This window comes from Wolbachia endosymbiont (group A) of Cydia splendana (assembly GCF_947179475.1).
Taxonomy (GTDB): domain Bacteria; phylum Pseudomonadota; class Alphaproteobacteria; order Rickettsiales; family Anaplasmataceae; genus Wolbachia; species Wolbachia pipientis.
The window spans coordinates 959,451-985,796 of sequence record NZ_CAMXBP010000001.1 but is presented as its reverse complement, the minus strand read 5'-3'; the positions used below and the strand labels follow the sequence as shown (position 1 = coordinate 985,796).

Annotated in this window: 20 protein-coding genes, 1 tRNA gene and 2 pseudogenes; 16 read left to right on the top strand and 7 right to left on the bottom strand. The window is 33.8% G+C overall.

Annotation, left to right across the window (positions count from 1 at the left end):
- Nucleotides 1–126 precede the first annotated feature (126 nt).
- Genes OM961_RS04930 through plsY form a run of 5 tightly spaced genes read left to right on the top strand, consistent with a single transcriptional unit; the run spans nt 127 to nt 5,011 of the window.
- Nucleotides 127–819, top strand: coding sequence for a phosphatidylserine decarboxylase (locus OM961_RS04930; protein WP_007548750.1), 693 nt, complete (start codon nt 127–129; stop codon nt 817–819).
- Complete coding sequence (locus OM961_RS04925) at nt 816–1,586, top strand: CDP-alcohol phosphatidyltransferase family protein (RefSeq protein WP_015589351.1); 771 nt, start codon at nt 816–818, stop codon at nt 1,584–1,586. The genes OM961_RS04930 and OM961_RS04925 overlap by 4 nt, the downstream gene beginning before the upstream one ends.
- A gap of 22 nt (nt 1,587–1,608) precedes the next feature.
- Nucleotides 1,609–2,952 carry an alanine/glycine:cation symporter family protein gene (locus OM961_RS04920; RefSeq protein WP_264339522.1) on the top strand — a complete coding sequence of 448 codons (1,344 nt, stop codon included), beginning with the start codon at nt 1,609–1,611 and terminating at the stop codon, nt 2,950–2,952.
- 1 nt (nt 2,953) lies between these two features.
- The gene (locus OM961_RS04915; RefSeq protein ID WP_155969383.1) at nt 2,954–4,420 is read left to right on the top strand and encodes an alanine/glycine:cation symporter family protein; all 1,467 of its coding nucleotides are present in this window, start codon (nt 2,954–2,956) and stop codon (nt 4,418–4,420) included.
- A 12-nt stretch (nt 4,421–4,432) separates the two neighbouring features.
- Complete coding sequence (gene plsY, locus OM961_RS04910; RefSeq protein WP_264339521.1) at nt 4,433–5,011, top strand: glycerol-3-phosphate 1-O-acyltransferase PlsY; 579 nt, start codon at nt 4,433–4,435, stop codon at nt 5,009–5,011.
- On the opposite strand, the gene OM961_RS04905 is transcribed toward plsY, so the two are convergent.
- The 3 genes from OM961_RS04905 to OM961_RS04895 all read right to left on the bottom strand — a co-directional run bounded on the left by OM961_RS04905 (nt 5,002) and on the right by OM961_RS04895 (nt 7,924).
- Entirely contained in the window at nt 5,002–6,876 is a 1,875-nt protein-coding gene (locus OM961_RS04905) for a hypothetical protein (protein ID WP_264339520.1), read from the bottom strand. The genes plsY and OM961_RS04905 overlap by 10 nt on opposite strands.
- Nucleotides 6,877–6,928: 52 nt before the next feature.
- Nucleotides 6,929–7,840: a cation diffusion facilitator family transporter gene (locus OM961_RS04900; RefSeq protein WP_083250476.1), complete on the bottom strand. Its 912-nt coding sequence runs from the start codon at nt 7,838–7,840 to the stop codon at nt 6,929–6,931.
- 11 nt (nt 7,841–7,851) lie between these two features.
- Nucleotides 7,852–7,924 (bottom strand) — tRNA-Val (locus tag OM961_RS04895).
- Nucleotides 7,925–8,174: 250 nt separating this feature from the next.
- On the opposite strand from OM961_RS04895, the pseudogene OM961_RS04885 reads away from it, so the two are divergent.
- From OM961_RS04885 to OM961_RS04865, 5 genes and pseudogenes are all read left to right on the top strand, one after another.
- A pseudogene (locus tag OM961_RS04885) lies at nt 8,175–10,837 on the top strand (peptidase M2); the annotation flags it as partial.
- Nucleotides 10,838–10,900: 63 nt separating this feature from the next.
- A protein-coding gene (locus OM961_RS04880; RefSeq protein WP_264339517.1) for an IS630 family transposase occupies nt 10,901–11,760 on the top strand; the annotation gives its coding sequence in 2 pieces (ribosomal slippage) (nt 10,901–11,222 and nt 11,222–11,760; 861 coding nt in all).
- Nucleotides 11,757–12,476 carry a hypothetical protein gene (locus OM961_RS04875; protein WP_264339516.1) on the top strand — a complete coding sequence of 240 codons (720 nt, stop codon included), beginning with the start codon at nt 11,757–11,759 and terminating at the stop codon, nt 12,474–12,476. Before OM961_RS04880 ends, OM961_RS04875 begins: the two co-directional genes overlap by 4 nt.
- Nucleotides 12,477–12,493: 17 nt before the next feature.
- On the top strand, nt 12,494–12,649 hold the full coding sequence (locus OM961_RS04870; RefSeq protein ID WP_153296799.1) for a hypothetical protein: 156 nt from the start codon (nt 12,494–12,496) through the stop codon (nt 12,647–12,649).
- 513 nt (nt 12,650–13,162) lie between these two features.
- Nucleotides 13,163–13,933, top strand: a complete 771-nt coding sequence (locus OM961_RS04865) for a hypothetical protein (RefSeq protein ID WP_264339515.1) — start codon at nt 13,163–13,165, stop codon at nt 13,931–13,933.
- 359 nt (nt 13,934–14,292) lie between these two features.
- Here OM961_RS04865 and OM961_RS04860 read toward each other — a convergent pair whose 3' ends face one another.
- The gene (locus tag OM961_RS04860) at nt 14,293–14,892 is read right to left on the bottom strand and encodes a hypothetical protein (RefSeq protein ID WP_264339514.1); all 600 of its coding nucleotides are present in this window, start codon (nt 14,890–14,892) and stop codon (nt 14,293–14,295) included.
- Nucleotides 14,893–14,970: 78 nt separating this feature from the next.
- Nucleotides 14,971–15,135, bottom strand: a pseudogene (locus tag OM961_RS04855) (ankyrin repeat domain-containing protein); the annotation flags it as partial.
- A 108-nt stretch (nt 15,136–15,243) separates the two neighbouring features.
- Between OM961_RS04855 and OM961_RS04850 the strand changes: the two are divergent.
- Nucleotides 15,244–16,710 carry an IS4 family transposase gene (locus tag OM961_RS04850; protein ID WP_264339584.1) on the top strand — a complete coding sequence of 489 codons (1,467 nt, stop codon included), beginning with the start codon at nt 15,244–15,246 and terminating at the stop codon, nt 16,708–16,710.
- Nucleotides 16,711–16,878: 168 nt separating this feature from the next.
- On the opposite strand, the gene OM961_RS04845 is transcribed toward OM961_RS04850, so the two are convergent.
- Entirely contained in the window at nt 16,879–17,178 is a 300-nt protein-coding gene (locus OM961_RS04845) for an ankyrin repeat domain-containing protein (RefSeq protein WP_264339513.1), read from the bottom strand.
- Nucleotides 17,179–17,273: 95 nt separating this feature from the next.
- A complete protein-coding gene (locus OM961_RS04840) occupies nt 17,274–19,874 on the bottom strand; it encodes an ankyrin repeat domain-containing protein (protein ID WP_213863490.1) in 2,601 nt (866 codons plus the stop codon).
- 429 nt (nt 19,875–20,303) lie between these two features.
- Here OM961_RS04840 and mutL point away from each other — a divergent pair, with 429 nt between their 5' ends.
- From mutL to wmk (OM961_RS04815), 5 genes are all read left to right on the top strand, one after another.
- Nucleotides 20,304–22,121, top strand: a complete 1,818-nt coding sequence (mutL, locus tag OM961_RS04835) for a DNA mismatch repair endonuclease MutL (protein ID WP_264339512.1) — start codon at nt 20,304–20,306, stop codon at nt 22,119–22,121.
- A gap of 67 nt (nt 22,122–22,188) precedes the next feature.
- A complete protein-coding gene (gene wmk, locus OM961_RS04830; protein ID WP_213863494.1) occupies nt 22,189–23,127 on the top strand; it encodes a WO male-killing family protein Wmk in 939 nt (312 codons plus the stop codon).
- A 170-nt stretch (nt 23,128–23,297) separates the two neighbouring features.
- A complete protein-coding gene (locus tag OM961_RS04825) occupies nt 23,298–23,963 on the top strand; it encodes a JAB domain-containing protein (protein ID WP_264339511.1) in 666 nt (221 codons plus the stop codon).
- 170 nt (nt 23,964–24,133) lie between these two features.
- Nucleotides 24,134–25,330, top strand: coding sequence for a hypothetical protein (locus OM961_RS04820; RefSeq protein ID WP_264339510.1), 1,197 nt, complete (start codon nt 24,134–24,136; stop codon nt 25,328–25,330).
- Nucleotides 25,331–25,416: 86 nt separating this feature from the next.
- On the top strand, nt 25,417–26,325 hold the full coding sequence (gene wmk, locus OM961_RS04815; protein WP_264339509.1) for a WO male-killing family protein Wmk: 909 nt from the start codon (nt 25,417–25,419) through the stop codon (nt 26,323–26,325).
- The last annotated feature ends 21 nt before the right edge of the window (nt 26,326–26,346 follow it).

Below are 26,346 nucleotides of genomic sequence, written 5' to 3'. Positions count from 1 at the left end.
GTGCTAATATAACAATCTGTAATGTTACCTTGTATCAAAAAGACTTTGCTGAAGCAGTTAAAAAAAGCTTTTCATGAGAAATTATAAATGATAAATTGTTAACAATAGGTTATTGTTAATAAGATTATGTGTTTTGGTTTACCTAATATAAACAGGGAAGGTTATTCATTTATAGTAGTTTCCTTTATAGTAACGTGCATAGCATTCTCTATATCTTGGGGGTTTGGCGTTACGTGCTTGTTTCCGACATTATTGTGTACTTATTTCTTTCGTGATCCAGCAAGAGCTGTGCCAAACAATAAGAATCTTATATTAAGTCCTGCTGATGGTGTGATTTCAAAAATTGAAGAAGTTAATTATCCTTTATCAGCAGAAAACGGAGAGGAGAAGAAGTTTACGCTTGTTAGCATATTTTTAAGTGTTTTGAACGTCCATGTGAACCGTATACCAATATCTGGTACGATAAAGGAAATGAGTTATAAAAAAGGCAAGTTTGTATCCGCAATGAGCAATAGGTCTAGTAATGAAAATGAAAAGCAGGTTATTGTAATTGAATACGAAAAGGGGAAAGAAATTATTGTGGAGCAAATAGCTGGATTAATTGCACGTCGTATCGTTTGTAATTTAGGAATATCCCAGAACGTAAAAGCAGGTGAAAGGTTTGGAATTATAAGGTTTGGCAGTAGAGTGAATATCTATGTTCCTGCTGATACAGAAGTCAGAGTTTCAGAAGGGCAAACTGTTATTGGTGGTGAAACAATTATAGCAAACTTAAATAAGGAAAACGTTCAAGAGAAGCTTACTTTTGACGTTATATGAATAACGATGGAAGTAACAGTAGATTCTTACCTATTACTAAATTATTCCCAAACTTTATAACTTTATTGGGTTTATGTTCTGGTCTCACTTCACTTAAATTTACATTTAATGAACAATGGGAATTCTCAGTAATTTTTATCATCATTGCAGCAATAATAGATGGAATGGATGGCAGAATAGCTAGAATTCTAAAATCAACTAGCGATTTTGGAGCCCAACTTGATTCTTTTGCAGATTTTCTAAATTTTGGTGCAGCGCCTGCATTTCTTTTGTATTTTTGGAAGCTAAACGAAATCAAAGTCATAGGTTGGATTTTAGTAATGATATACGTAATCTGCATATCAATAAGACTTGCAAGATTTAATGTTTCGCTACACTCAGAACAACCATACTGGGAAAAATTTTTCTTTTCTGGTGTTCCAGCTCCAGTGTGTGCTTTACTTTCTTTGTTACCAATAATTATTACCTTTCAATCTCATGAGAGTGAATACTTACTTCTCATAGAGCGATTTTTTAACACAAGAAACGTAGCTTGTTACTTTCTGGCCATTTCATTTTTTTCGATAAGTCACATTCCAACTTTCTCTGCAAAATATATTTATATTCCCAAAAGCCTATCCTATATATTTGTGTCATTTTTTGGAGTACTTATTGTATTTTTCATCAGTAAGCCCTGGATGACTCTACCAATTTTAGGTATAGTGTATACACTTACTATTCCAATAAGCATCGGGTTTTACATATATTTTACATATAAAACTCGTTAGCTAACAAAAAATAGAAAACTGCATGATTTTGAAGATAAGTGAACTATTAAATTCATTTCTGTATATAAAGATATTCAACATTCCATTTATAATTATTTGGGTAATTGCAACTGGAATCTTTTGTACTGCCCAGTTCAAATTCATTAACTTTAGGTTACTTAAATATGGAATACAGACGCTATTCAATCTAAAGTGTAATAACAGCAACAATGGCATAATCACTCATATTCAAGCGTTTGCAACAGTAATTTCAGGAACAGTTGGTCTTGGAACAATATCAGGAGTTGCAATAGCTATCACAATAGGGGGCCCAAGTGCAGTTTTTTGGATGGTAATTACCGGAATACTTGGTATGTCGATAAAGTTTGCCGAGGTGGTGCTTGCATTTACTTATCGCTCTGAAAATACAACTGGCGGGGCTTTTTATTACATGAAGTACGGGCTTGCAAAAATTGGATTTGCAAAAACTGGTAGATTTCTTGCCTTCACTTATGCGATTATGCTACTTATTGCAATGATTTTGGGCGGTATACCATTTCAAGCAAATCAAATAGCAGCACTATCAAATAACCTCCTAGAATACAACGCATCCATTATTATATCCCTGCTTGTCTTTATTGTAATATTGGGAGGAATAAAGCGCATTGCTTTCGTTTCAACGAGCTTAACACCAATTATGATAGTGCTATATGTGGGTATGTGTATATATTTAATTTATGTAAACGGAAGTAATTTGCTGAATGCTCTATCCATAATATTCCAAGATATCTTCAATAAATCAGCTATAGGAAGCGGAGTATTGAGCGGATTAATAGCCGGAGTGAGAAGATCAGTGTTTGCTAACGAAGCAGGTACCGGAACAGCAGCTATAGCACATTCAGCTGTAAAAGAAGAAGATCCAATTAAAGTTGGGTGCGTTGCAATGATTGCACCACTTATAGACACAATATTAATCTCATTTTTGACTGGTATTGTGATAATTATCACTGGTATGCATAGCACTGATAACGTGGGTGATATTACACTAATTAGTTCGATATTTTCAATAGCTTTGCCCTTGTTCAGCAAGTTAGTTTTTCCGCTAATGATGTTTTCCTTTGCATTTTCCACAATAATAGCTTATTGTTACTACTGTGAAGTTGCTTTGCTGTATTTATTTGGTAGTAAAAAAATACTGATACCGTTCCAAATTCTTATAGTGGTTTCAGTGTATATCAGCTGTATGTCAAAGAATATAGAATTTATATCTTATCTAGGTGACAGTTTGTTTATGTGCCTTATGATTCCAAATGCTGTTGCAATATATCTACTAAGAAGGGAAGTTTTGAATACAATAGATTCTTATTACAATTCTAAAGGGTATTAACATGATTTATAGATTGCTTTGTATGGTGTTATTTTGCCTATTGTTTAATGATGTGTACGCTGCTTCAGGTTTTTACGAAAGTTATGACGCTGTGTTGAATGGAATAAATAACTTCATGAATGAAGTACTGTTTTTCAAGATCCTTTACGTGCCATTTATAATCCTTCTACTAGTTTTTGGTTATGTGTTTCTAACATTACGTTTTGGATTTCTCAACATAAGAATGTTTAAGCATGCGTTTGCTATTTTATGTGGAAAATATGACACGAATCACCATGATGGTCATATTACGCATTTTCAGGCATTTATGACTGCACTTTCAAGCACAGTAGGCCTTGGAACTGTTGCTGGAGTCGCAATTGCAGTTTCAATGGGTGGACCAGGAGCGGTGCCTTGGATGATGATTACAGGTTTTTTTGGTATGTCAGCAAAATTTGCTGAGGTAACGTTGGCGTTTAGACATAGAACAGAAGATCAGGACCAATTGTTTAGTGGTCCCTTTCAGTATATAAGGAATGGTCTGGAGGAATTTGGATTTAAAAAACTTGGTATTGTGCTGGCTGCCATGTATGCAGTATTCTTTGTATTATCAGGTCTTGGTGGAAGTGTAGCGTTTCAAACCAACCAAATGGTTTCAATATTATCTGGCTATTCAAGTTGGGTAGATGGTCACTCTTGGTTTCTTTCTTCCATAATTTCTGCGCTGCTTGCTCTAGTGATTATTGGCGGAATTAAAAGGATAGCTAGAGTATCTTCTGCACTAGTGCCTATTATGTCACTTATATATATCTTTAGTTGTATTATTATTATTGCATTTAATATTCATAACCTTGGTTATACGTTGAAAATATTATTTTCCACTATGATAGATTTCAATGCTGTTGGCGGAGGGATGGTAGGAGCATTTGTTGCTGGAATTCAAAGGGCAATCTTTGCCAGCGAAGCAGGTGTTGGTTCTGCTTCAATTACTCATGCAACAACTAAAGATGAAGAACCAGTAAGAACTGGACTAGTCGCTATGATAGAACCATGCTTTGACACAATGTTAATTTGCTGTTTAACAGGAATAACAATAGTAATAACAGGTGCATACCAAACAGGTGTTGGTGAGGGAATATTAATTACTCACAAAGCATTTGAGACAGTTTCTCCATGGTTTCCTATCCTTCTAACAGTAGCTGCTCCTTTGTTTGCATTTTCTTCAGTAATTTCGTTTGTATATTGTTGTGAAATGGGGTGGCTATATTTATTCGGTGCAAAAAGTATAGTGATATACCGCATAGCGGTAATAATTGTGGCGTTTTTCTCTGGTCTTTCTAAAGATATAATGGCTATTGCCAATATCGGTGGAACTTTATTCTCTTGTTTAGCTCTCATCAACATGACAGCGCTTATACTGTTTAGTAATCAGATTAACGATGAAGTTCAGTGCTACCTAAAAAGGCTGAGGAATAATAAAATTAATTAGGTTCTTGGTATAATGGAAAAGCATGTAGTCCTTATACTGTCCTACATACTCGGTTCAATACCGTTTAGCTTAATCATTACAAGAATAAAAGGGATAAACTTAAGAGAAGTAGGTTCAGGAAACATTGGTGCTACAAACGTTGCAAGGACGGGAAATAAATTTCTTGCTGCTTTGGCATTATTTCTGGATTCCTTTAAGGGATTTATTGCCGTTTATATAGCACAACAATTTTGTGATAATAACGATTTTTATATATATGTATCTGCAATTTTAGCAGTTTTAGGACACATGTTTCCTATTTGGCTAAAATTCAGTGGAGGAAAGGGCGTTGCAACCACTCTAGGGATACTGATAGCATTTAACATCGATATTACTTTAGTATTCGTAACAATTTGGATAATAGTCTTTCTTGCCTTTAGATACTCTTCCCTTGCTTCACTCAGTGCTACTTCAACGGCTGTAGCATGGTCCTTTTTTTTTCAGAGGAATTTGTTCTTAACATTACTAATTATAGGAGCACTGGTCTTCCTAAAACACCACAGAAATATTGTGAATCTTCTGCAAGGTAAAGAGTATAAATTTTATAGATAATGTACTGCCAAATTATTGACACTTAAACTACGAGACAAATTGCTTGACGGTATGATTTTGTCCTCTTTGTTTAAGTCTATGATTTTTGCTTTTGTTATATTCTCTACTTCTTGAGGTGTTAAAAGACCATCTTCAATGAATTCCTTTTTTGTTTCTCTTATTTTTTCATAAAGTTGAGTAACGTGATCTTTATTTCCTTCATATACACTTTCAATTTCTAACTCTAGCTTATGTGAAGCTCCTTTTTTTAACATTTCATCCATTGCTGCTTTTGTTACTTTTAACCTTTCTTGCAAAATTTTCTTTATTTTTTCCTTATCATTTTCGTTATTTTTACTGAGTTCTACATATACCCTATAACATCTTTTTTCTCTTGGGAGCATTCTTAACCCATCTAACATGCTAATTATCTGACCTTCAATAGTCTTCTCAGCCTTTAATTTAAATTCTGCTACTTCTTCTATTATCTTATTAGCTATTCTCTTAGCTCCATCCAAAGATGAATCCTTGAGAGAAAAATCTGTCTCGAGTAGATCTCGATTTAATAGCTCTAAGAATACTTTTTTTCCGATGTTTTCGAGTAAACTTTCTTGGTCATCTAAATCATGCTCCTGCAGTTTATTTCTCATGTGCTGAACCAGCTCACAACATTGTAATTTATTTAACTTTATAGAGCTAATATTTTTCATTAACGTCAGCACAATTTGTTCACTATATTGAGAAGTAATACTCAATAATTTTCTCATTAAAGGAATACTTACTTCTGAAATAAAATCATCAACTATTTTTTGACTTTCATCGTCTTCATAACCATTTTGAACGTCATACCAAGCCTTAAGAATTTCTTTATTGTTTTTCTTGTTTTTTAACCTGTCTAACATAAACTCACGTGCTTTATTTTGTGCTTCTGAGAGCAACATTTCCCTTGGGGGAGTAAATCTAATTTCTGGATCAGGATGAATACCCTCTAGCGTGCTTAACATTCTATAGATAATACCGGTGAAGCAAGTGTTAGGAATTCGCTCTTTTCTAGAGAAAGTTTGGCTATCAATTAAATTAGAAATCAATGCATCCTTTTTACTCTTAACGGCTTCTCCGTCTCCATCATTGCAAGCCCTTAAAACTAAAAGCAGAACCTGCCCACCTGTAAAGCCGGAGCTATGCTTTTGATCATCTTTGCAAAAGTCATCTAAAAATGCAATTACTCTTCCTTTATCCTCATCACTAAACTCATATGAATTGTTTATATATCCAATGAATTGAATATATTCATCATTTTTGATTACGTCTTCAGGTACTTGTTCACTATACTTACCTTTTAATTTATCAATATTTTTAATGATATCATCATTTAATTGATGGGGCAGTAAATGTTCAAGCTTAACATCAAAACTATTAACCATACCACGTAAATTCTCTTTTATACCTTCCAAAAAGAAATTTATAGAAGCTTTAAGCAGCGTAAATGGGTTAAAATCTTTTGGCCTTAGTTCACTCTGCAATAAAATTAATAGCATTGTAAGTGGTATAGTTCCCAGTAACGAAATAAGCAAGAAAGTGGTAGTGAAAGTTAGATATGTTATGAAAGCAGAAAACAAGAGGAAGGCTGCTACCTTGATTGTATTGTTTTTAAAAAATATTTCCCAATATTCCCTTTTGCTCATTTTTTGCTGTTTTGCCGTTTTTATTTCTTTGTAGATATAAAGAGTTTTAATTTCAGACCTGAAGAACATAGTACCAAGAGAAAAAAGAACATTAACAGGATTAGTGATAATGCTTAACGAGACAAAAGCTCCAAAGTAGCTAACAAATTTTAGCTTACTAGAATCCTTTGAGGGAAATTGTATTTGAGAAATACCTATCATAGCTTACCTTCAACATCATTACACTCTAGTAATAGCATAATAATTTAAAACGTCAATGTTTAAGTATCTTATTATCCGCACACTCATCGTATTCGATCTCGACTGTAGAGTGTGCTATCTCGAACTTATCTAGCAATATTTTTTTTATTTCATATAAAACATTGGTGTGCTGCACATTTTGCTTTATTTTAGCATGCATGGTAATTATAAAATAATTATCAGACAGCGACCATGTATGTATGTGGTGCACATCTATCACTTCAGGTAATTCTGATGTGATCTTACTTTTTATCTCTTCAGCAGATATACCCTCAGGCGTACCTTCAAGGAGTATATGGCAAGAATTTTTGAGAATTTTATAGCCGCTATTTAGAATTATCACACTAACAAATACTGATAAGATTGGATCTACTATTTGCCATCCAGTAAGCATGATAATTATAGATGCAAGTATAGCAGCTACAGAACCTAAAATATCTCCTATAACGTGTAGTACAGCACTTTTTATGTTTATATTGCTCTCGCATTTACTATGTAATATAAAAAAGACTATTATGTTAGAGACAAGACCGAGTGTAGCAATTATTAACATTACTTTCCACTCAACATTGACTGGAAAAATAAACCTCTTTATTGACTCAATTATAATGATTACTGCAATGAGGAATAGAGTTAAACCATTAACAAATGCTGCAATTATCTGCAACCGATGATATCCGTATGATCTCTGCAAATCGGATTTCTTAGCTGAAAACCTATGTGCTAACCAGCTTAAAACCAAGGCAAAGAGGTCAGTGAGCATATGCCCTGCATCTGATAATAGAGCAAGCGAATGTGAAATTATTCCACCTACTATTTCCATAAACATTGTTATCGCAACTATTATTATGGAATAGATTAAGCGCTTGGACTGCGCTGCTGAGTGTTTACCGTTATGCACTGCTGTCATATAAAATCTTTTCATAAACAAAAACGTGGGTAACACTGGGTTCGAACCAGCGACCGCTTGCACGTCAAGCAAGTGCTCTACCAACTGAGCTAATTACCCATCGTGGTTTTAGTATAGTGCTTTGGTGGAATGAAAGTCAATAAACCACTTTGCTTTTGTCCTTGTCCAATGTGATTCCGGAATATAGCTGTATAGAATTTCAGCCATATTCTAAATTTTACATATTAAGTTAACTATCTATACTTTATTTATTAAGATATAAATCATATTAATACAGGGATTTACGTTTTTTTTAGGGAAATTACTTTATGCTTGATATTGAAAGATCAGCAAATTAGAGGTTAAAATTATGACAATTAGTCAACAAGTAAATAAAAATATAATTAAAGCAGAATATTTCAACAATAACGGCAAAGGGTTTAATTCGCCACATGTTATAGAAGTTGAAGATTTAAATATTAAAGTAGAGGTTTATTCTCACAATTTAAGAGCAAGTAAAGTTGCTAACATTGAAAGTGAGATAAGAGAAACAGCTACTAATTTTAAAAACGCATTCGAGTTAGAACGCGGCAGTTCAGAACAAACATTTAAAATTTACATGTTTGATGACAAGGATGATTACACTCACCTTGGCGGAAGCGAGCGTTTCGGTTCTTACCTTGGAGACGAAGGTGGTAAATGTTACTACAAAGGGAAAGCTGACGTTTTTGCTGAAATGTACGTCTACCAGCAAGGTGGCATTCATAACCTTCAGCATGAATTTGCACATGGTTTAACTTACTTGGCTACAGGAGGCAAATCTTTACTACAGTATTAATGGAAGGAATTGCAGACTACTTTGAGCATCATTCAGATCATAAATTCAATTCTCAAGGATCAAGTATCGACAAAACTGAAGCTGCAAATTTGGATTTAGATAAAATTTTAAGTTTAGAATACTCAAAGGACAGCGAAGCAAATAGCTTGGTTTATAAAACAGGTCATGCGTTGATAATGTACTTACAGGAAAAAGATCCTAGTTTATTAAGAGACTACCTAGATGCTTTACGTCAAGGTAACTCAGATGAGTCAAAAAGTTTCTTGAAAGACATAAAAGGACACGATACTGACTTCAAAAGTTGGCTTGCTGAGAATGATACAGAAACTGCAATGGAACATCTCAACGCTTTGCAAGTTACAAAAGGAGATTTCATAGCAATTGGTCAAGAAATAGTGGGTGGAGAAATTAAAAACGTATCCTACTATAAAGCAAATATAGAAAAAATGGATGGAGAAAACGTTGGAAGTTTTTCTCCTGTAGAACACGTTGCATTTTATGATGTTGCTCGTGCTATAAATAGGGCAACAAATGATACACTTGATATATCAAAGGAATATCATTTCCTCAAGGTAGTAAAAACTTCCGATGGACAGGATAAACTAACTTACTCTGACCAACAAGGTAATGAATATCGAAACAGTCAAGAGTATAAAAATCAGGCTTTAAGGATATTATCAAAATATGATACAGAAATTAAGAATCAGGTAGATGAATTTGATAATTTGAATAAAGAACGTGGTGAAATGTATCAAAAATATCATAAAGGAGAGATTACTATTGAAGAGTTACGTAATGAGGAAAATACAAAATACAGACCAGCATTTTTAAAGTTTGATCAACTAAAAAACAAAGCTGTTGATAAGATTGAAAATAATTCCCAAGCAGCAAAAATATTAGATGGGCTGGTCAATATCGATCCAAACTTAATCAGAGGTACTCATATTGATCTACAAGAAGGTAAGATTTTTTCTATGCAAGCTCATGGTCAAGGAGATATGGGTGCACTGTCTATATATGACGGAAATACAAAGCTTGGAGAATTATTGAGCGAATCAGGATTTTTTAAGCAAGTTGAAGGCCAAACTAAAGAAACTTTCGTTTTTGAGGATATATTACACAACTTAAATGTTTCATACGAAGGTGGTGCTTACATGGCAGTTACAAAAGAAAACGGTCATTATAAAGCTTCCCTAATAGATGGCAGAACAGTTGAACGTGATGAATACTTTGATGAGGCGCATTTACATGAAAATGAATTGTTGCATCCTAGCACTGGACACATCCAAAAAGATTTAGATTCTCTGCTCCTTAGAGGTACCAAAATTTTGAATCATCAGGATTCAGAGCATGCCCAATATTCTGATGAGCAAAAGGCAAATGGAGTAATCGTAGAAAAAGGAAAACTACTGGATAATAAGGGAACAGATAGGACAGACGACGATGTACACGAAGCGGTTGTAAAACAAGGAGGCGAAAATTTACATACATTCAAAAATATGGGCTTTTATATTACCGAAAAAGGTGATCTATTTATTCATGACCATGGAGCAAATGTAAGGTTTCAACTACCACAAAGTATTACTCATCTAAAATTAGTGGAAAAAGACGGAACATATAAGCTTGTTCCGGTGACGAAAGATGGAAATGAACATCCAATAGGTATGCCAAATATATCAGATGAATATAGATACATAGATCCAATATTTGCACATGAATATGAAAAGAGAGATTATTCCCATAAACATGTAAATGTGGGCCTTATAAACTTAGAGAAATATGGCTCTGGCAAACTTTTTGCTATAAAGTACGACCCAAATGATTATCACATACAAAGAAACTCCAGCGGTGAAATAGTTAGAATAAAAGATCAAACATATTTCACTAAAGTAAAATTGTTTGATGGTGATGAAGAAATTGGAATGTTGTCTAATAACTTTCACAATTTCAAAGGGAAAATATTCTTTTCTGCTGACTACAACTACAGTTATAACGATTTCCTAGCATCTGTTTCTCCTCAAGTTGAAATTGAAGATATGGGAAATGGAAGTAAAAAAATAACTTTTGATCAAGGCAGTGGCGATATCGGTGATACTAATAGAGGCTACACGGACTATCAGAGAATATTTACAAAAGAGAAACAAACCGAAAGTCCAAAAGGGCAAGTAAGTGAAACTAAGACAGAAGTTCATAGTATAGCTCTTTCCATAAAAGTCCGGATGTGATAGGATAAGGGTAGATGATGATAAGGAGGTTGAATGCCAGCAGCATATAGTTATGATTTAAGAAAAAAAGCAATGGAAGCGCTAGACGAAGGAGAAAGCAGAGAAACAGTGGCAGCAAGATTTAAGATTGGACGAACTACTTTATGGGAGTGGCAGCAAAGAAGAAAAGAAACAGGAGACTTTCAATCAAAAAAACTTGGAAATGGGGGTTACAATCACAAAATTACCGACTGGGATACCTTTGCCAAATTTGCCAGAGAACACGGAGGAAAGACTCTATCGGAAATGGCTAAACTTTGGAACAACGTTAGTATCCAAACGATCTATCGAGCCCTTAAAAAAATTGGATTTACGTGCAAAAAAAGACATATGGATACAAGGAAAGAAACGAAGAAAAACGTGCTGAATTTTTGAAAATTATAGCGACAAAAGAACCTAAAAACTTAGTGTATATAGATGAGTCTGGCATTGATAACACCGAAGACTACCCCTACGGATATTGCCAGAAAGGACAGCGGTTTTATGCCTTAAAATCTGGAAAGAAAACTCAACGAATCAGTATGGTTGCAGCCTTAAGTGGAAGAAAGATAGTTGTTCCGTTAACCTTTGAAGGCCACTGTAATATGGATGTTTTTAATGGATGGTTTGAGCAATTTTTGACACCGATCTTGGAACCTGGACAGACTGTCATTCTTGACAATGCTACTTTTCATAAGTCTGATAAGATTATCGAGCTTGCTAAAGGGGTTGGTGCAGAAATTTTGTATCTGCCGCCTTATTCTCCAGATTTCAACAAAATTGAGCATCATTGGTTTGCTATAAAAAACAGAGCCAGGAAAAACATTCCTCTATTCGAATCCTTTCGTCGTGCTGTTGATTCTGCCTTCCTATGACCTGTTCGGACTATTATGAGAAATGCTATACTACTAATGTTGTTGCACAAGCTGCTGAAGAGAAAACTGCATCAAACGACAATAGTGAAATGCAGTCTGATCAGCCACAAATTCCAACAAGGGCAAAAAGGTCAGCTTCAGTGGAGGAGAAAGAGCAAGAACAGGTAGTATTAAAAGACACAATTCTCAAAATAGAAAAGAGCTACGAGCAGGACTCAGAAGGGAAGCATAAGGCAAATGTAACGATAAATTATAATGATGTGAAAGCCTTGTATGATAGAGCGGAAGGAGCAGAAAAGCAATCTGTGTTAGATTTTTGGAACAAACTGCACACATCAGATTATAAGGTTGGTGCTTTGCCGGAAGACAAATACTATTTTGAAAAAGGCAAATTCGTAATCCACGATAGTGGCACAAAGAAGCTTATAGTGTTACCTGAAGATAAGGTGTCCATCAAGATAATGAAGGATGGTGATAGTTATAGTTTAGCTATATCAAGTGGTAATGGCAAAGTAATAAACAGCATTAGTAAAATAGATAATCCAAATTACGAATTGCTGTCAGATTCAAGTCATTTCAATTCAGGGGAGCAAGATAATATTGTATTATCAGATCAACATCACGAATATAATCTTTATCTAGAGAATGGTTTTGTGAAAATGTTCGATTGCGCAAGCGATCACATTTATCACGACCACAACTCGGCCTATATCTAATACATACAAGGAGGGCAGTGCCCTCTTCTTGTCATTCCAGTGTCAAGCACTGCCGTCTTGGATGGAAACCAGCGTCACGCCCTGGAATGACAGGGTTTGTCATCCGAGTAGCCCCTTCGGTGTCATCCCAGTGCCCAGACACTGGGATGGCTTTGTTGCATCGCTACTTATGAAAGGCTAACTATAATTAGGATTATAAGCAACCTATTGAAAATCTTGTTTTTTTGCAATCAATCTGATCAAATTTAAGAATAGTAATTTATTATTTATATTAATAAATTTAATTCTATTGAAAATAGCTAAAGCATTGAAATTCTTGAATTTTAGCCGGATTGGTAAATGGTAGTGAAATTTCTTTTACTCAAATTTAGGTATTCATTGACCGTTCTTGTTATAAATACCAGAATAATAAGCTACTGATATTCCCTATCTTTTTTATCTTTAATCCATCATAGCTAGCGATGCAACAAAGCCCACTGGGATCCAGAAAACTTAACTTTAAATAAGTGGCTGCATAATAAAGGCTGGATTCCAGACTGGAATGACATCATCTGCTACACACTTGAATGACAAGAGAAGAATTCTGAAACAACAAGTTTCAAGGAAATCTTATGTAAAATCTAGCATTAACAAAAATTATACTATTTTCATGCATGCTATGGTTTTTGTAATTAATGGAGGGTGATATGGCGTTGAGTGAAAAATTGAGTACAATAGATACAATAGAAAACCTTGCAACTAACAAAAATTTTTTAGGAAAATTGATAGTGGAACTCAATAAAGGTGCTAATGATAAAGGTATATATACTAAAAAAGGTGTGGATGATGAGTTGAGAAAGAAAGCTAATACTGCAGATGTTTACACTAAAAGAAATGTAAATGATGAGTTGGCAAAAAAAGCTGACAAGAATTACGTCGATGCTGAGCTAGGAGAGAAAGCTGGTGCAGCTGATCTAGCCAACAAAGCTAATACTACAGATGTTTACACTAAAACTGATGCAGACACTGCTTTTGTCAAAGCTACAGAGCTTAAAACAAAAGCTGCAGCGAAAGATGTCGTGGATGCTATAATTGCTTCTACTGATTTTACCGATAAAGTATACACTAAAAATGATGCAGATACTGCGTTTGTTAAAACTGCAGATCTTGCAACAAAAGTTGCAAAAAAAGCTGTTGTGGATGCTTTAATACCAGAATTAGCAAAAGGTGATGATGATAATGGTATCTATACTAAAAAAGGTGTTGATGACACGTTTCTTAAAACTGCAGATCTTGGAACAAAAGTTGCAGAAAAAGCTGTTGTGGATGCTTTAATACCACAATTAGCAAAAGGTGCTGATGATAAAGGTATCTATACCAAAAAAGGTGTTGATGATGCATTTGTTAAAACTTTAGGACTTACAGATACGCTAAAAACAGAAGTAGTAAAACAGCCTGTTGTGGATGCTCCTCTCTGAGATATATTTACACCAGTATTAGAATAGCAAAGTTTACTTAATATGGCAAAAATTAAAATAGCATCTTTTGTTAATAAAATATTTTTGAGAGAATATCTACTAATCCTGCAATTTCAGGACGAAAAGCCTTCACAACATTTGATTTTGGGTGTGGGAAATGTGTTGGTTGTTTAAATTTTTAGTAACACCTACTAATAATAACCCGTTTGAAAACAACAAAGAGAAATGATGATCAACTTACATAAAAAAGCACTAAGTTTAGTGTTTTGGCATTATAGCAATCTCTTATGTATCACCTCTCTGGAACCATACGACTAATTGTTGTTCATAAAAAACTCTAGTACTGATAAAAAATGTATTTATTCTAATCTTGCACGTTTGGTATCATTACTTATAGAAGTTTCATAAAGTCTTGTACCAGGCTCTACGAGATTATTTAAGGAACTTAAAGATTGAAAAGTACGTTTATTGGAATCATCAAACGCTACTATAAAGTTTAACAAGTTATCATTAGATAGATATTCAGTTATATTATATGTAGAATCATGATCCAGAATAATTTTCTTTTCTTTGGCATCTTGATCTGCCACATCTAATTTAGTATAAAATTGTATCTTACTTAACTTATTTAACAAATCTGCTCTTTCTAAAAAAGGTTTTACCTTATCTAATATGATATCATTATATATAGGATAGCGTATGGAATAATCAATTTTTGCTAGTCTTACAGATAATTGATTATTATATAGTACATGTATGTTGAAGTTATTTGTAACAAATTCATATAGTGGAAGGCTATCTTTTATTTCATCTGTTTTCATTTGAAGAATTTCACAAACACAGTCATCTAGATAACTTGATAATTTACTGTAATTACTGCATCCTTTATAAGGAGATAAGTCAATAATTTTTCCGTAATCCTTATTGAAGTTCCTTACTAAAGTAAATTTAATCAACAATTTAGCGCATGCTAGATCACTTACAGCGTTATCTAAAGATGTGGAACAATTATCATAAAGCCGTCGTTCACGATTTCTTATATTAATATCAGCTCCATATTCTAATAGTTCTTTAACTACTTCCAGATTTTTACCACTTTTTTTTACAGCATGGTTCAGTGCAGTATTGCCTTTACGGTTTGTTGCATTTACATCAGCACCATGTTTCAGAAGTTCTCTAACTAATTCTAATTCCTTCCCCAGTGTTATAGCACTTACTATTACCCATAAGTATATAAATAGTAAAAAAGCTGATATTTTACTAATTCAACTTTCTATTATAAATGGATCTATGGTCTAAAAATGGAATATATGATGAAAAGAACTATAAATACTTCAACTGGCGAATGGGCAGAAAGTGAATTTGGAATTGTTAATTTTGGTGATATAAGATTAAGTAAAAGGCTTCTAAAAATAGTTAATAGTTTTGCTGAATCGCCTGAGCGTTCAATAAATCAAGCTTGTGAAGATTGGCATCAAAGTAAAGCAGCTTATAGATTTTTCCAAAACGATGCCATTTCTGAGAGAAAGATATTAGAAAGTCATATAATTAAAACTGTTGAAAGAGCTAAAGAATACTCAACTATCTTAGCTATCCAAGACACGAGTTATATCTCATATAAAAATCATAAAAAGACCGAAGGATTAGGGATTATAGCAGCAAGATTAACATCTAAAACAACTAATTTTAAAACACATGGATTAGTGATGCATACAACGTTTGCAGTTACAACAGAAGGACTGCCTATAGGATTATTGGATCAAAAAATTAGTACTAGACCCTCCTTAGCTGAAGACCTAAAAGAGTTGAAAAGAAGAAGCCATAATACTGCTGTTCCCATAGAAGAGAAAGAAAGCATACGGTGGATAGAATCACTTAAATATTCTACTAATCATCCTGGATTAAAGGATATCAAGGTAGTTACCGTCTGTGACAGAGAAGCAGATATGTATGATTTATTTGAAGTTGCTTCCACTAATCAATCTCTTTTTGTAGTAAGAGGAAATCAAAACAGAACAATAAATAAGAAGTCGACTTATTCTGAAAAAGGTGGTGAAAGGTTGTGGGATCTGATGAATCGCATGTCTTGTCAAGGAGAAATACAAGTGAATATTCCTGCTCGCAATGATAAACCTCAAAGAACAACAGTTTTAGAAGTAAAGTTTAGCAACTTTGTGATGAATGCATCAAAAAATAACGCTAGACGTAAAACCCAAAAACTTCCTAATTTAAGTTTAAATGCTGTCTATGCTATAGAAAAATACCCCCCATTTGGCGAAGAGCCTGTGAACTGGATTTTGTTGACAAATATAAATATTAATAATTTTGAAGAAGCAGTAGAAAAAATACAATGGTATTGCTTAAGATGGAGAATAGAGGTTTTTCATAAAATTTTGAAATCTGGTCTTAAAGTTGAAGAATGTAGGCTCCAAGCAGCAGATAGATTAATCCGCTTTCTTACAATAATGAGTATAATTGCATGGAGAATATTTTTTATCACACTAGTAGCTAGAACAAATCCAAATCTTTCTTGCACTTTCATACTGACTGACGACGAATGGAAGGTTTTATATACCAAAATGCTTAAGACAAAAAACTATCCTGAGACACCACCACCTATAAGAGAAATTGTGAGGTGGGTGGCCAAGTTAGGAGGGTTTTTAGCTCGCAAAAATGACTTAGAACCAGGCCCTATAGCTTTGTGGAAGGGATGGAAACGTCTCTTTGATTTAGCAGAAGGATGGAAACTTGCTCATGAATTTTATACTTGTGGGTAATAGTAAGGTTTTGAAGCTTACTATTACCCACAAATAAAAACATAATATTGTATTTACTCAAATAATTTAATTTTATTAACCTGAAAGCTTATTAGATTAAAATTATTAAACTAAGAGTTATAATTTTAGCAACTAAAAGCTGTAAATTGCACCATATAAACAGTTATTTCAAGCAAAAGTTATGCCATTAAGAGCTATGCAACAAACATTTATATTTGTGGGTAATAGTAAGGTTATAGCAGAATGTAGTGGAGTTTCACTATACATGTTTCTTGAATTGACTTCGGCACCACCTAACAAAAGCTCTTTAGTAATTTCTACACTACTAGTAGTATGAAGTAACGTATCTCTATTCCTTTCTACTCTAAGGTTAGCATTAGCACCTGCAGACAAAAGAGCTTTAACTTTTTCTAAGTTTCGTTCATAGACTGCTTTTTCTAATTCTTTGTTAATATTATTATTTAGCATATTTTTAAAATCCTCCTAAATTTCACTATTTTGTAACAAAATTTTTGTATATTTTCTAGATCTTGGCACCCTCATTAGAGTTTCATTTAAGAGAGCTATAACTTTAAACTCTTTACTCGATTTTCTACGCTGACATCTTGTAAACTCTGATCTGGACTTTTTAATATTTCTAATAATCTACTTGCAAGGTTTGAGTGTTTATTGATTACTGCAACCTGGACTAATGACTTGCCTTGATCATCACGAGCATTTGTTACAGCTACGCGCTCATCGGGTTTTATTGCTCTCAGCTTACTGATAATTTCAACATTACCATTTTTTGCATTTTCAAATAGCTCTTCTACTAATTTCAATAGGTTAGTAATATTCTGGTCTCGAGAAAGATCAAGTGGTGTTTTACCTTCTTTATTCTTGATGTTATAAATTGCACCATGTTTCAACAAAGATTTTACAGCTTCGAAAAAGCTATTTTCAGTAGCAACATGCAACGATGTAGTGCCTTTAACTATTGTTTTAGCATTAATAAAATCACTCAATTTATTGTGGCTTACACGTTGTAACAAAGCTTCAATAATTTCTTTATGACCTTTGGAAGCAGCAGTGTGTAATGGTGTATTACCCTTGTTAGTAACTTTAGTAGCATCAGCTCCATTTGCTAGCAAGATATTTACAACTTTTATGTGCCCATTATTAACAGCATAATGTAATGGCGTTCTTCCATCCACGTTCTTCGAATCAATGATTGCTCCATCTCTAATGGAACTCTCAATTCCTAAATAATTATTATCTTCTATAGCCTTAAATAACTTCTCAACCAATTTTAGTAATTTTATTACTTCTGGGTTTCCTCTTCTTTCCGCAAAGTGTAATGGTAAAACATATCTACCTCCTTCAGCTCTAGCATTAAAGTATGCTCCGCTCATAAGTAGAGACCTAACTATATCTAAATTACCAATTTGTGCCCCTAAGTGTAAAGGCGTAGCATTTTTATCCATTTTTGCATTAACATCCGCTCCATTTATAATAAGAGTTTTAACTACCTTAGGATGACCATATTGAGCTGCAAGATGTAGGGCTGTGCCTTTATTTTGATTTTCTTTTACATTTACATCAGCACCATGTTTCAATAGAACGGTTGCTATCTGATCATAACCTTTTTCTGCTGCAAAATGTAAAGGAGTCCAATTTGTGTGATCTAAAGCATTAATATCTGCTTCCTTTTCTAAGAGCAATTCAACCACCTCTAAATGATCATGGTCTACTGCAAAGTGTAGAGGTGTAGTACTTTTAACTGTTTTAGCATTAATGTCTGCTCCTTTATCAAGCAAAGATTTAGCAACTTCTAAATTACCATCATATGCTGCACAATGTAGAGGAGTCCAACTTCTGTTATCTAGAGCATTAATATCTGCTCCATTTTCAATCAAGAAATTCATTATTTCCAAGCGATTATGTTCTGCTGCCAAATGTAGAGCTCTTCTACCATCATCCATCTTTGCATTTATATTTGCTCCTTTTGCAATTAAGCTCTCTACTATTTTTAAAGAAAAACCATTATATGCTGCATTATGTAAAGGAGTCCAATTCTGATCATCCACGGTGTTAATGTTTGCTCCATTTTTAATTAAAAAATCACTCACCTCGAAATGACTTTGCTGAATTGCTAGATGCAAAGGTGTAAAACCTTCGTTTTTTTTAGCATTAACATTGGCTTTTTTCTCTATTAGTAGCTTCACTACTTCTAAGTGACCATTCTGAGATCCTATATGTAAAGCTGTGGAATTATCGTGGTCCTTAGCATTAACATCAATTCCCCTTACGAGAAGAAGAGACTTAACTACTCCAAAGTGATTACGTTCTGCTGCTAAATGTAGAGGTGTAAGATTCTCATAATCCTTAGCATTAACATTAGATTTTGCTTTTAGTAAAATGTCTACTAACTCTAAAAAGCCATTTTGAGACGCTAAATGTAGAGGTGTAATCTTATCATCTGTTTTTGCATTAACGTTTGCTCCCGCTTCAAGCAGAACTTTAACTATATCTAACCTACCAGTTTGTGTTCCCAGATGTAAGGGTGTAATGTTTGCATCAACTTTATGATTACCTATGCCTGAAGATCCAGCGTTAATATTAGACCCTTGTGAAATAAGAGCTTTAACTACTTCGAGGTTACCATTTTGTACTGCAGAATGCAAAGGTCTTGCTCGATCATTATTTACAGCATTAACATCTAATCCCTTTTCAATAAAAACATTTACTATATCTAGATGACCATTCTCTGCTGCTAGGTGTAAAGGTGTATTAAGTTTATCTGTTTTAGTACTAAGATCTGCTCCATTTGCAATCAAGGTGTTGACTATATCTAAATATCCTTGCTGGGATGCAAAACTTAAAGGTGTAAAGCCTAGAATGGTCTTATGGTTTACATCTGCTCCATGAGCAATAAGAAAGTTAACCATCTCTAAGCGATTTTTTGCAATTGAAAAATACAGTGGCGTAAAGCCATCGTACTTAATCTCTGAATTAATATCTAAACCTTCTCCTAATAAAGTGTTGACTAAATCCAACTGACCATTTCCTGCTGCTAAATGTAGTGGTGTAAGACTAAGATGTTTCTGAATTTCATAATTTTCATTTAAAAACTCTACAAAAAATTGCAGCTGATCCAGATTATTAGATATTCTATTAGTAAACATAAAGGCCTCGCATGAAGAATTTATGTAAAATATAGTATCTACAAGTTTTTAAGCAAGATAAATCTTCTTCTTAAAAAAGATACTGTAATCCAATCTGTATGCTTATAACTTTTTCATTTGATCATGAGTAGATCAGTTGTCTCAGCTGCAATAGAGACACCTGCCTTAAGTAGCTACGTCAATTTTCTCTGTTTTTGCCCCTTTTTTTTCTGATGAAGATGTCTTCATTCTTCTCAGTAGCCAATATTCTTTTTAAAGAATAATCGTTACGTGCACCAAGGAACTTAGAAAGAACAATAGGAAATCCACTTAAAAAGCATTAATAATTATACATAATTCTAATGATCTTCATGAAAGGGCTTAGAATAGAATTTAATAGACAATCTGATTTTAATTGATATTAAACTGATCAGACTGAGAGTTGAAAATATGGCAATAATTCTTTTAGACACAAAAACTATAAATCGTATAGCAGCGGGAGAGGTAATAGAAAGGCCAGCGAGTGTAGTAAAGGAATTAGTAGAAAATGCAATAGATGCTGGAAGTTCAGAGATAGAGATCAAAATAGAAAGTGGTGGACGTAACCTTATAACTGTGACAGATGATGGAAATGGAATAGAAAAGGACGACTTAGAACTAGCATTTATGAGGCATGCCACTTCAAAATTAAGCGATAGTGAGTTAATAGAAATCAAGCACCTTGGGTTTAGGGGAGAAGCTTTACCTTCAATTGCAGCAGTAAGCAGAATGAAATTATCGTCTAAGGCAAGTGGAGCAAAGGAATCATGGTCTATAAGGTATGAGGGAGGAGAAAAAATAAGAGAGATTACCCCTTGTTCTTTGTTGCAAGGTACATATATTGAAGTTCGTGACTTATTTTTTGCTACACCAAATAGACTAAAGTTTCTAAAAACCGAAAGGGCAGAAACACAAAGTATTGTTGATATTGTGAATAACTTAGCGATGATTAATTATAGTATTGGGTTTACTCTCACTTCTGGTAATAAAAAGCTCTTAAAATATGTTAAGCAAACTTCGCTGTTCAACAGATTATGTGAAATAGAAGAAGAATTTCAAAGCAATTCACTGGAAGTTAAAGAGGAAGAAGAAGGCATCAAACTTAAGGGACACATCTGTAAACCTAATGTCAATCGTGGCAACTCAACTCAGATTTATACGTTTGTTAATGGAAGGCCAATAAAAGACAATCTACTTGTTGGTGCAATTAGATATGCGTATCACGATTTTATTCCAAACAATAGGTATCCTTTTGCAGTGTTGCATTTAGAAGTACCATATGACCAAGTAGATGTAAATGTGCATCCAAATAAATCGGAAGTAAGATTTCAGAATAAAAGGCTAATATATGAAATAGTGAGAAGAGGGATAATAAAAACACTATCAACGAGATTTGCAGCGGGTGATCAAGGTATTGAAGAGGAGCTAATTTTTAATGATAGTAAAAGCCAAGAGCAGGTTGATAGTCAAGAGAAAAAAGATCAAAAAGAGTTTTATGAAAAGAGACCAAGTCTTTTAGAAAATCGTCTAATGAAAGAATTCAATGCACCAGATGAAAGAAGGCAAAGCTTACCAGAAACGTTTAAATATGGAGAATCTCCACCCCAAAAGGGAACGATGGTTTTAGAAAGGAAGCAAATTGATTTAATAGAGGATTATCCTCTGGGATATGCACGCTGTCAGGTCTACAATACTTACATTGTTGCTGAGGCTAAAGGCAAATTAATTATAGTAGACCAGCACGCAGCTCATGAGAGGTTGATCTATGAGTGCTTAAAACAAAAATCAAGCATAAAAAGGCAAAAGCTTCTTCTTCCTGAAATAGTTGAGATTAAAAACCAAGCAGGAATGGAGATGGTTGAAATGTATAAAGATAAGCTTTTCGAAATGGGTTTTGGTATTGAAATAGAATCAGAAGATAAAGTAAGGGTGAAAGAAATACCTGCAATTTTAGGAACAATAAATGTGAAAGAGATGGTGATGAATATAGTTGATAGATTAATGGAGATAGGAGATACGCTACCTATAGAAGAAAAAGTGAACAAGATACTAGCTACCATTGCGTGCCATGGGTCAATTAGAGCTGGAAGGGAAATGAAGTTGGAGGAGATGAATGAGTTGATGAGACAAATGGAGGAAACACCGTATGCTGGGCAATGCAATCACGGAAGACCAACGTATATAGAAATGAAACTAAGTGATATAGAAAAATTGTTTGAAAGGAGATGAGTTCAGTTTGTCAAAAAGGTTCCCAATTAAGTATACGTAACGGCTCTTCTGATTATGAGTATAAAATGTGAAAAAAGAGAATAAATGCTCTAATTTTTTAGATTACAAAGTAATAGGACAGGAAGTAAGAAATCGTAGGTTAGCAAAGGGATATACTCAAAAAGATTTAGCAAAAAAAATCGATACAACATATCAGGTAATACTGCAATATGAAAAAGGAACACGCAGAATTTCAATTAAGAAGTTATATGAATTAGCAGAAGCATTATCAACAACTGCTAGAGATCTAGCTTGCGTACAAGAAGTATCAAATGAGGGAAGGTATGAGGGAGAAGAGGTATTAAATCTAGTAAGAAGACATAGAGAGATTAAGGATCAAGAATTACGTGAAACGTTTTATTTATTAACTAAATTCATCCGTATTAGTGAGGAAGAAAGTGGAAAGGCGGTAAAAATAGAAGTAGCAAAGGGTTTGGTTAAGGAAGGAGTTTCTGCTCATGTTATCTCTCAAACGACCAGTTTATCTATTGATGAATATGATAATGATGAGAAAAAAATTTCCATTCCGTATAAAGTAGGTCAAAGAATAAAAGAATGGAGGTTGAGAAGAGGATACACTCAAGAAGATTTAGCAAGTAAAGTGGGTATAATAAATCAAAGAATATATGAATATGAACAAGGACGAGCTGGTGTTTCACTTGAAATGTTAGATGAAATAGCAAAGGTACTATTAATTAGTATTACAGACCTACTTCCAGAAACAACAGAAAATGAGAATAGTGAAGTGGAACTATCAAGGTTAATAGAAGAATACAAAAAGATTAAAAGCCAAGAACTACGTAATGTACTAATAAAATCTCTGTTTGAAAGCATACAAGTTTGCAAAGAGAAAGTGAAGAGAGTAGAAAAGATGAAAATTACAAAGAATTTAGTTAAGGAAGGAATTTCTATCAATATTATTTTAAAAACAGTAGACATCTCTTTGGACGAAATTCAACAAATTTAAAATAAAAAATCATTATCTATTAATATCTTTACTTTTTGATGAAAAAATAAGTAAAAAAGATTGAAAAATTGATTTGACTTCACTCAAAAGCTATGGCCTTATGCCAATGCTGACAAAAAAACAGCAGTAAATATATAAAAACATTTTGTTATTAGTGAAGGGTAATTTTTATGAATAATAAGAAAGATCGTAGAGAAGAAATAGAATTCAGAGCATTAGAAAGCAACGGTAAAGCTCTACTTGATCGTGAAGTAATAGAAACGTTTCTAAGTGCAGTGCATGACAGGGAAGAAGCTCGAATTATTGCTAGAAAGCTAATAGATAGTTTTGGAATAGGAGGAATTTTAGGCCAGGAAATAGATGACTTGAAAACTATAGAAGGGATAACTGACTCTACAGTAGCAGCAATTTTATGCCTAAAGGAAGCTTCAAAGAGGGTACCAAGAGAAGAGTTAAAGAAAGGACCTATAATGGATAACTTGGAAACCATCGTAAAATATTTAAGGGTGAGTATTGGTTATTCAGAGGAGGAAAAGATGAAAATAATATATTTTGATCAAAAGTGCCGTTTAAAGGGGGAAGAAGTGTTTACTGGTACAGTGGATAAGGTACCTTTTTACATAAGAGAAGTAACAAGAAAGGCATTAATAAGAAAAGCGACGTCAATAATAATATCGCATAACCACCCAGAAGGAAGGTTAAAGCCATCTGATGAGGATCAAGCTGTAACTAAAGACTTGGCTGAAGCTTGTCAGACTATAGGGATTAGGTTACTGGATCACATTATCATTACAAGTGTTGGATATTTTAGTTTTAAAGAGCAAGGACTGTTATAAAGCAGATATTTGAAGATTTTCATGAGTTGTTTAACTACTTGAATGAAGAAAGTATTTGCAAGTACATTAACCATTGCTTATAATTAATGAGAAAGTATATATTGAATTAATAATAAAGTAATAAAGTCGGTTGTAGACTTAGTAAAGTATATTTAATAGCGGAGGCTAATATGAGTAATAAAATAATTGTACCTTTTGATGATCAAGAAGGAGGTACTTACGAGTTAAACATTGATCTTGATAGATTATCAAAAGGTGAGGTGTTAAATGCTATTGTAGGAATTGGTCGTACTAAGGAGCAATCCACCTTTGTAAGCAAAATTAATAAGGCTAAAAAGCCTGAAGAAATAGCACCTTTCCCTGGTAGAGAAGTTCGCGAAAACAAAATCAACTATGGGAAAGGATTTGACTATGTTTATGGCACAAAACCTGTAAGTGATCAAGAAGATAAAAATCCATTTGCTTCAGCTTTGAAAAAAATAAAGCCAAGTGCAGAAAAGTTGAGCTGGTTTAAGAGTGCTGTGGTAAGAGCAAAAAGTCCAAATGAACTGCACAAGGTTGTAGACGAAGCACTAGCTGCTGGAGCAAGGCTAAATGCATGTAATGATGGAGAGTGGAGCTTCGCGGAATATGTGATACTGGGCACACATTTTCATAAATTTGATAAGGCTGATCGTAAAAAGCTAATACGTAAATTAATGCTAAACGGTGCAGAGTTTCATGATACTTTATTGGAGAATAAATTGATAGGTGAAATCTATAATGAGCTACAACCAGAAGTTCAGCCACATATAGATGAGAGACTAGAAGAACTAGAGAAAGCTGGCGAAAGTGCTGTGCAAGAAGGAGAATTAATAGATGTTGAAATAGATAATACAACATCGTATATAGAATTTTCTGGGGATAGCAAGGTAGAGGTAGCCAAAATACTGGAAGCAAAAAGAGAGCTAGGAAGTAATATTTTAAAAATTGGCAATGATGCAGTTGAGGTTAAAAGTGAGAAGGGAGGTATAAGAAACTATATCGATATGTCAGATGGAAGCTCTATTATATTAGAATTTCCTACAAGCATTGGTAAGCTAGATATTATATTGTACCACGATGTAAAAAAATATGATCAAGTACAAGTCAGAGTAGAAAATAAGGAAATGTGGTCTAAATTACAAGAAAGAGGCGAAGAAATAGGAAAAAATTGTCTTTTTGCTGGAGTAAAACTTAAAGAAGCAGTAGAAAAGGGAAGTTTTATGAGATGTGGCATATGGAATAGCAAGCAGCTTATGAAGGAGGTTGATAGCCCAAGTGAAAAATTGTCTTCATGGGTAGATAAAGTACGTGAAAATAGTAAAGAAACTTTTAGGGGGCTTTAATTCATTTATTTTAAGGTTCCAGAGTCTACCATTATATCTGGAGCCTTTGAGCTATAGTAGAAAATATTATATGTATGGTTCTTTGTATGGAAAAAAGTCTAGACTGTGAGGTAGGGCAAAAAGTGAAAAGTTGGAGGTTAGAGCGAGGGTATACTCAGAAGGATTTAGCGGAGAAGGTTGGTGTAAAGTACTGGGCAATACTGCAATATGAAAAAGGGAGTCGTAAAATTCCAATTAAGAAATTATATGCTATAGCAGAAGCATTATCAGTAAATGTTAAAGGTCTAGTTTGTGGAGAGACGCTACCAAATGAAAAAAGATATTTTGAAGATGAAGAAATATTAAATTTAGTAAAGGGTTATAAAGATAAAGAATTAAGCAAGGTATTTTATTTATTAACCAAATTTATTCGTTTGAGCGAGGAAAGAAGCAGAAAAGCGGTAAAAATAGAAGTAGCAAGGGGTTTGATGAAAGTAGGAGTTTCTGCTCATGTTATCTCTCGAACAACTAACTTATCTATTGGTGAGTATGAGGAGAACAAAATTCCCATTCCATACAAAGTAGGGCAAAGGATAAAAGAGTGGAGATTGATACGAGGATATACACAAAAAGATTTAGCGAATAAAGTTGGCATAACAAATCAAGGAATATACGAGTATGAACAAGGGAGAGCTGCTGTCTCACTTGAAATGTTAGATGAAATAGCAAAGGTATTATCAATCAGTATCATAGATCTACTTCCCGAATCAGATGAGGATAGTGAAGCGGAAGAAAAGCTATCAAAGTTGATAGAAGAATACAAAAAGATTGAGAGTCGGGAATTACGCGATATGCTAATCAAGTCTTTATTTGAAGGTATACATGTTTGTAGAGAAAAGGTCAGAGAGGAAAAGAAGATTGAAGTTGCAAGGAATTTAGTGAAAGAGGGAATTTCTGTTGATATTATCTTGCAAACGACAGGCTTATCAAATTATATGATTGAGAAATTTTTGTGATTTCATAAAAACTTAGCCAAT

What these genes read in the sequence shown, in the direction of transcription:
- OM961_RS04905 (WP_264339520.1), bottom strand. Translation starts at nt 6,876, where the DNA reads ATGATAGGTATTTCTCAAATACAATTTCCCTCAAAGGATTCTAGTAAG.
- OM961_RS04840 (WP_213863490.1), bottom strand. Translation starts at nt 19,874, where the DNA reads ATGTTTACTAATAGAATATCTAATAATCTGGATCAGCTGCAATTTTTT.
- OM961_RS04915 (WP_155969383.1), top strand. Translation starts at nt 2,954, where the DNA reads ATGATTTATAGATTGCTTTGTATGGTGTTATTTTGCCTATTGTTTAAT.
- OM961_RS04925 (WP_015589351.1), top strand. Translation starts at nt 816, where the DNA reads ATGAATAACGATGGAAGTAACAGTAGATTCTTACCTATTACTAAATTA.
- OM961_RS04825 (WP_264339511.1), top strand. Translation starts at nt 23,298, where the DNA reads ATGAATAATAAGAAAGATCGTAGAGAAGAAATAGAATTCAGAGCATTA.
- OM961_RS04920 (WP_264339522.1), top strand. Translation starts at nt 1,609, where the DNA reads ATGATTTTGAAGATAAGTGAACTATTAAATTCATTTCTGTATATAAAG.
- OM961_RS04865 (WP_264339515.1), top strand. Translation starts at nt 13,163, where the DNA reads ATGGCGTTGAGTGAAAAATTGAGTACAATAGATACAATAGAAAACCTT.
- OM961_RS04820 (WP_264339510.1), top strand. Translation starts at nt 24,134, where the DNA reads ATGAGTAATAAAATAATTGTACCTTTTGATGATCAAGAAGGAGGTACT.
- OM961_RS04850 (WP_264339584.1), top strand. Translation starts at nt 15,244, where the DNA reads ATGATGAAAAGAACTATAAATACTTCAACTGGCGAATGGGCAGAAAGT.
- plsY (WP_264339521.1), top strand. Translation starts at nt 4,433, where the DNA reads ATGGAAAAGCATGTAGTCCTTATACTGTCCTACATACTCGGTTCAATA.
- mutL (WP_264339512.1), top strand. Translation starts at nt 20,304, where the DNA reads ATGGCAATAATTCTTTTAGACACAAAAACTATAAATCGTATAGCAGCG.
- OM961_RS04875 (WP_264339516.1), top strand. Translation starts at nt 11,757, where the DNA reads ATGACCTGTTCGGACTATTATGAGAAATGCTATACTACTAATGTTGTT.
- OM961_RS04845 (WP_264339513.1), bottom strand. Translation starts at nt 17,178, where the DNA reads ATGCTAAATAATAATATTAACAAAGAATTAGAAAAAGCAGTCTATGAA.
- OM961_RS04900 (WP_083250476.1), bottom strand. Translation starts at nt 7,840, where the DNA reads ATGAAAAGATTTTATATGACAGCAGTGCATAACGGTAAACACTCAGCA.
- wmk (WP_264339509.1), top strand. Translation starts at nt 25,417, where the DNA reads ATGGAAAAAAGTCTAGACTGTGAGGTAGGGCAAAAAGTGAAAAGTTGG.
- OM961_RS04930 (WP_007548750.1), top strand. Translation starts at nt 127, where the DNA reads ATGTGTTTTGGTTTACCTAATATAAACAGGGAAGGTTATTCATTTATA.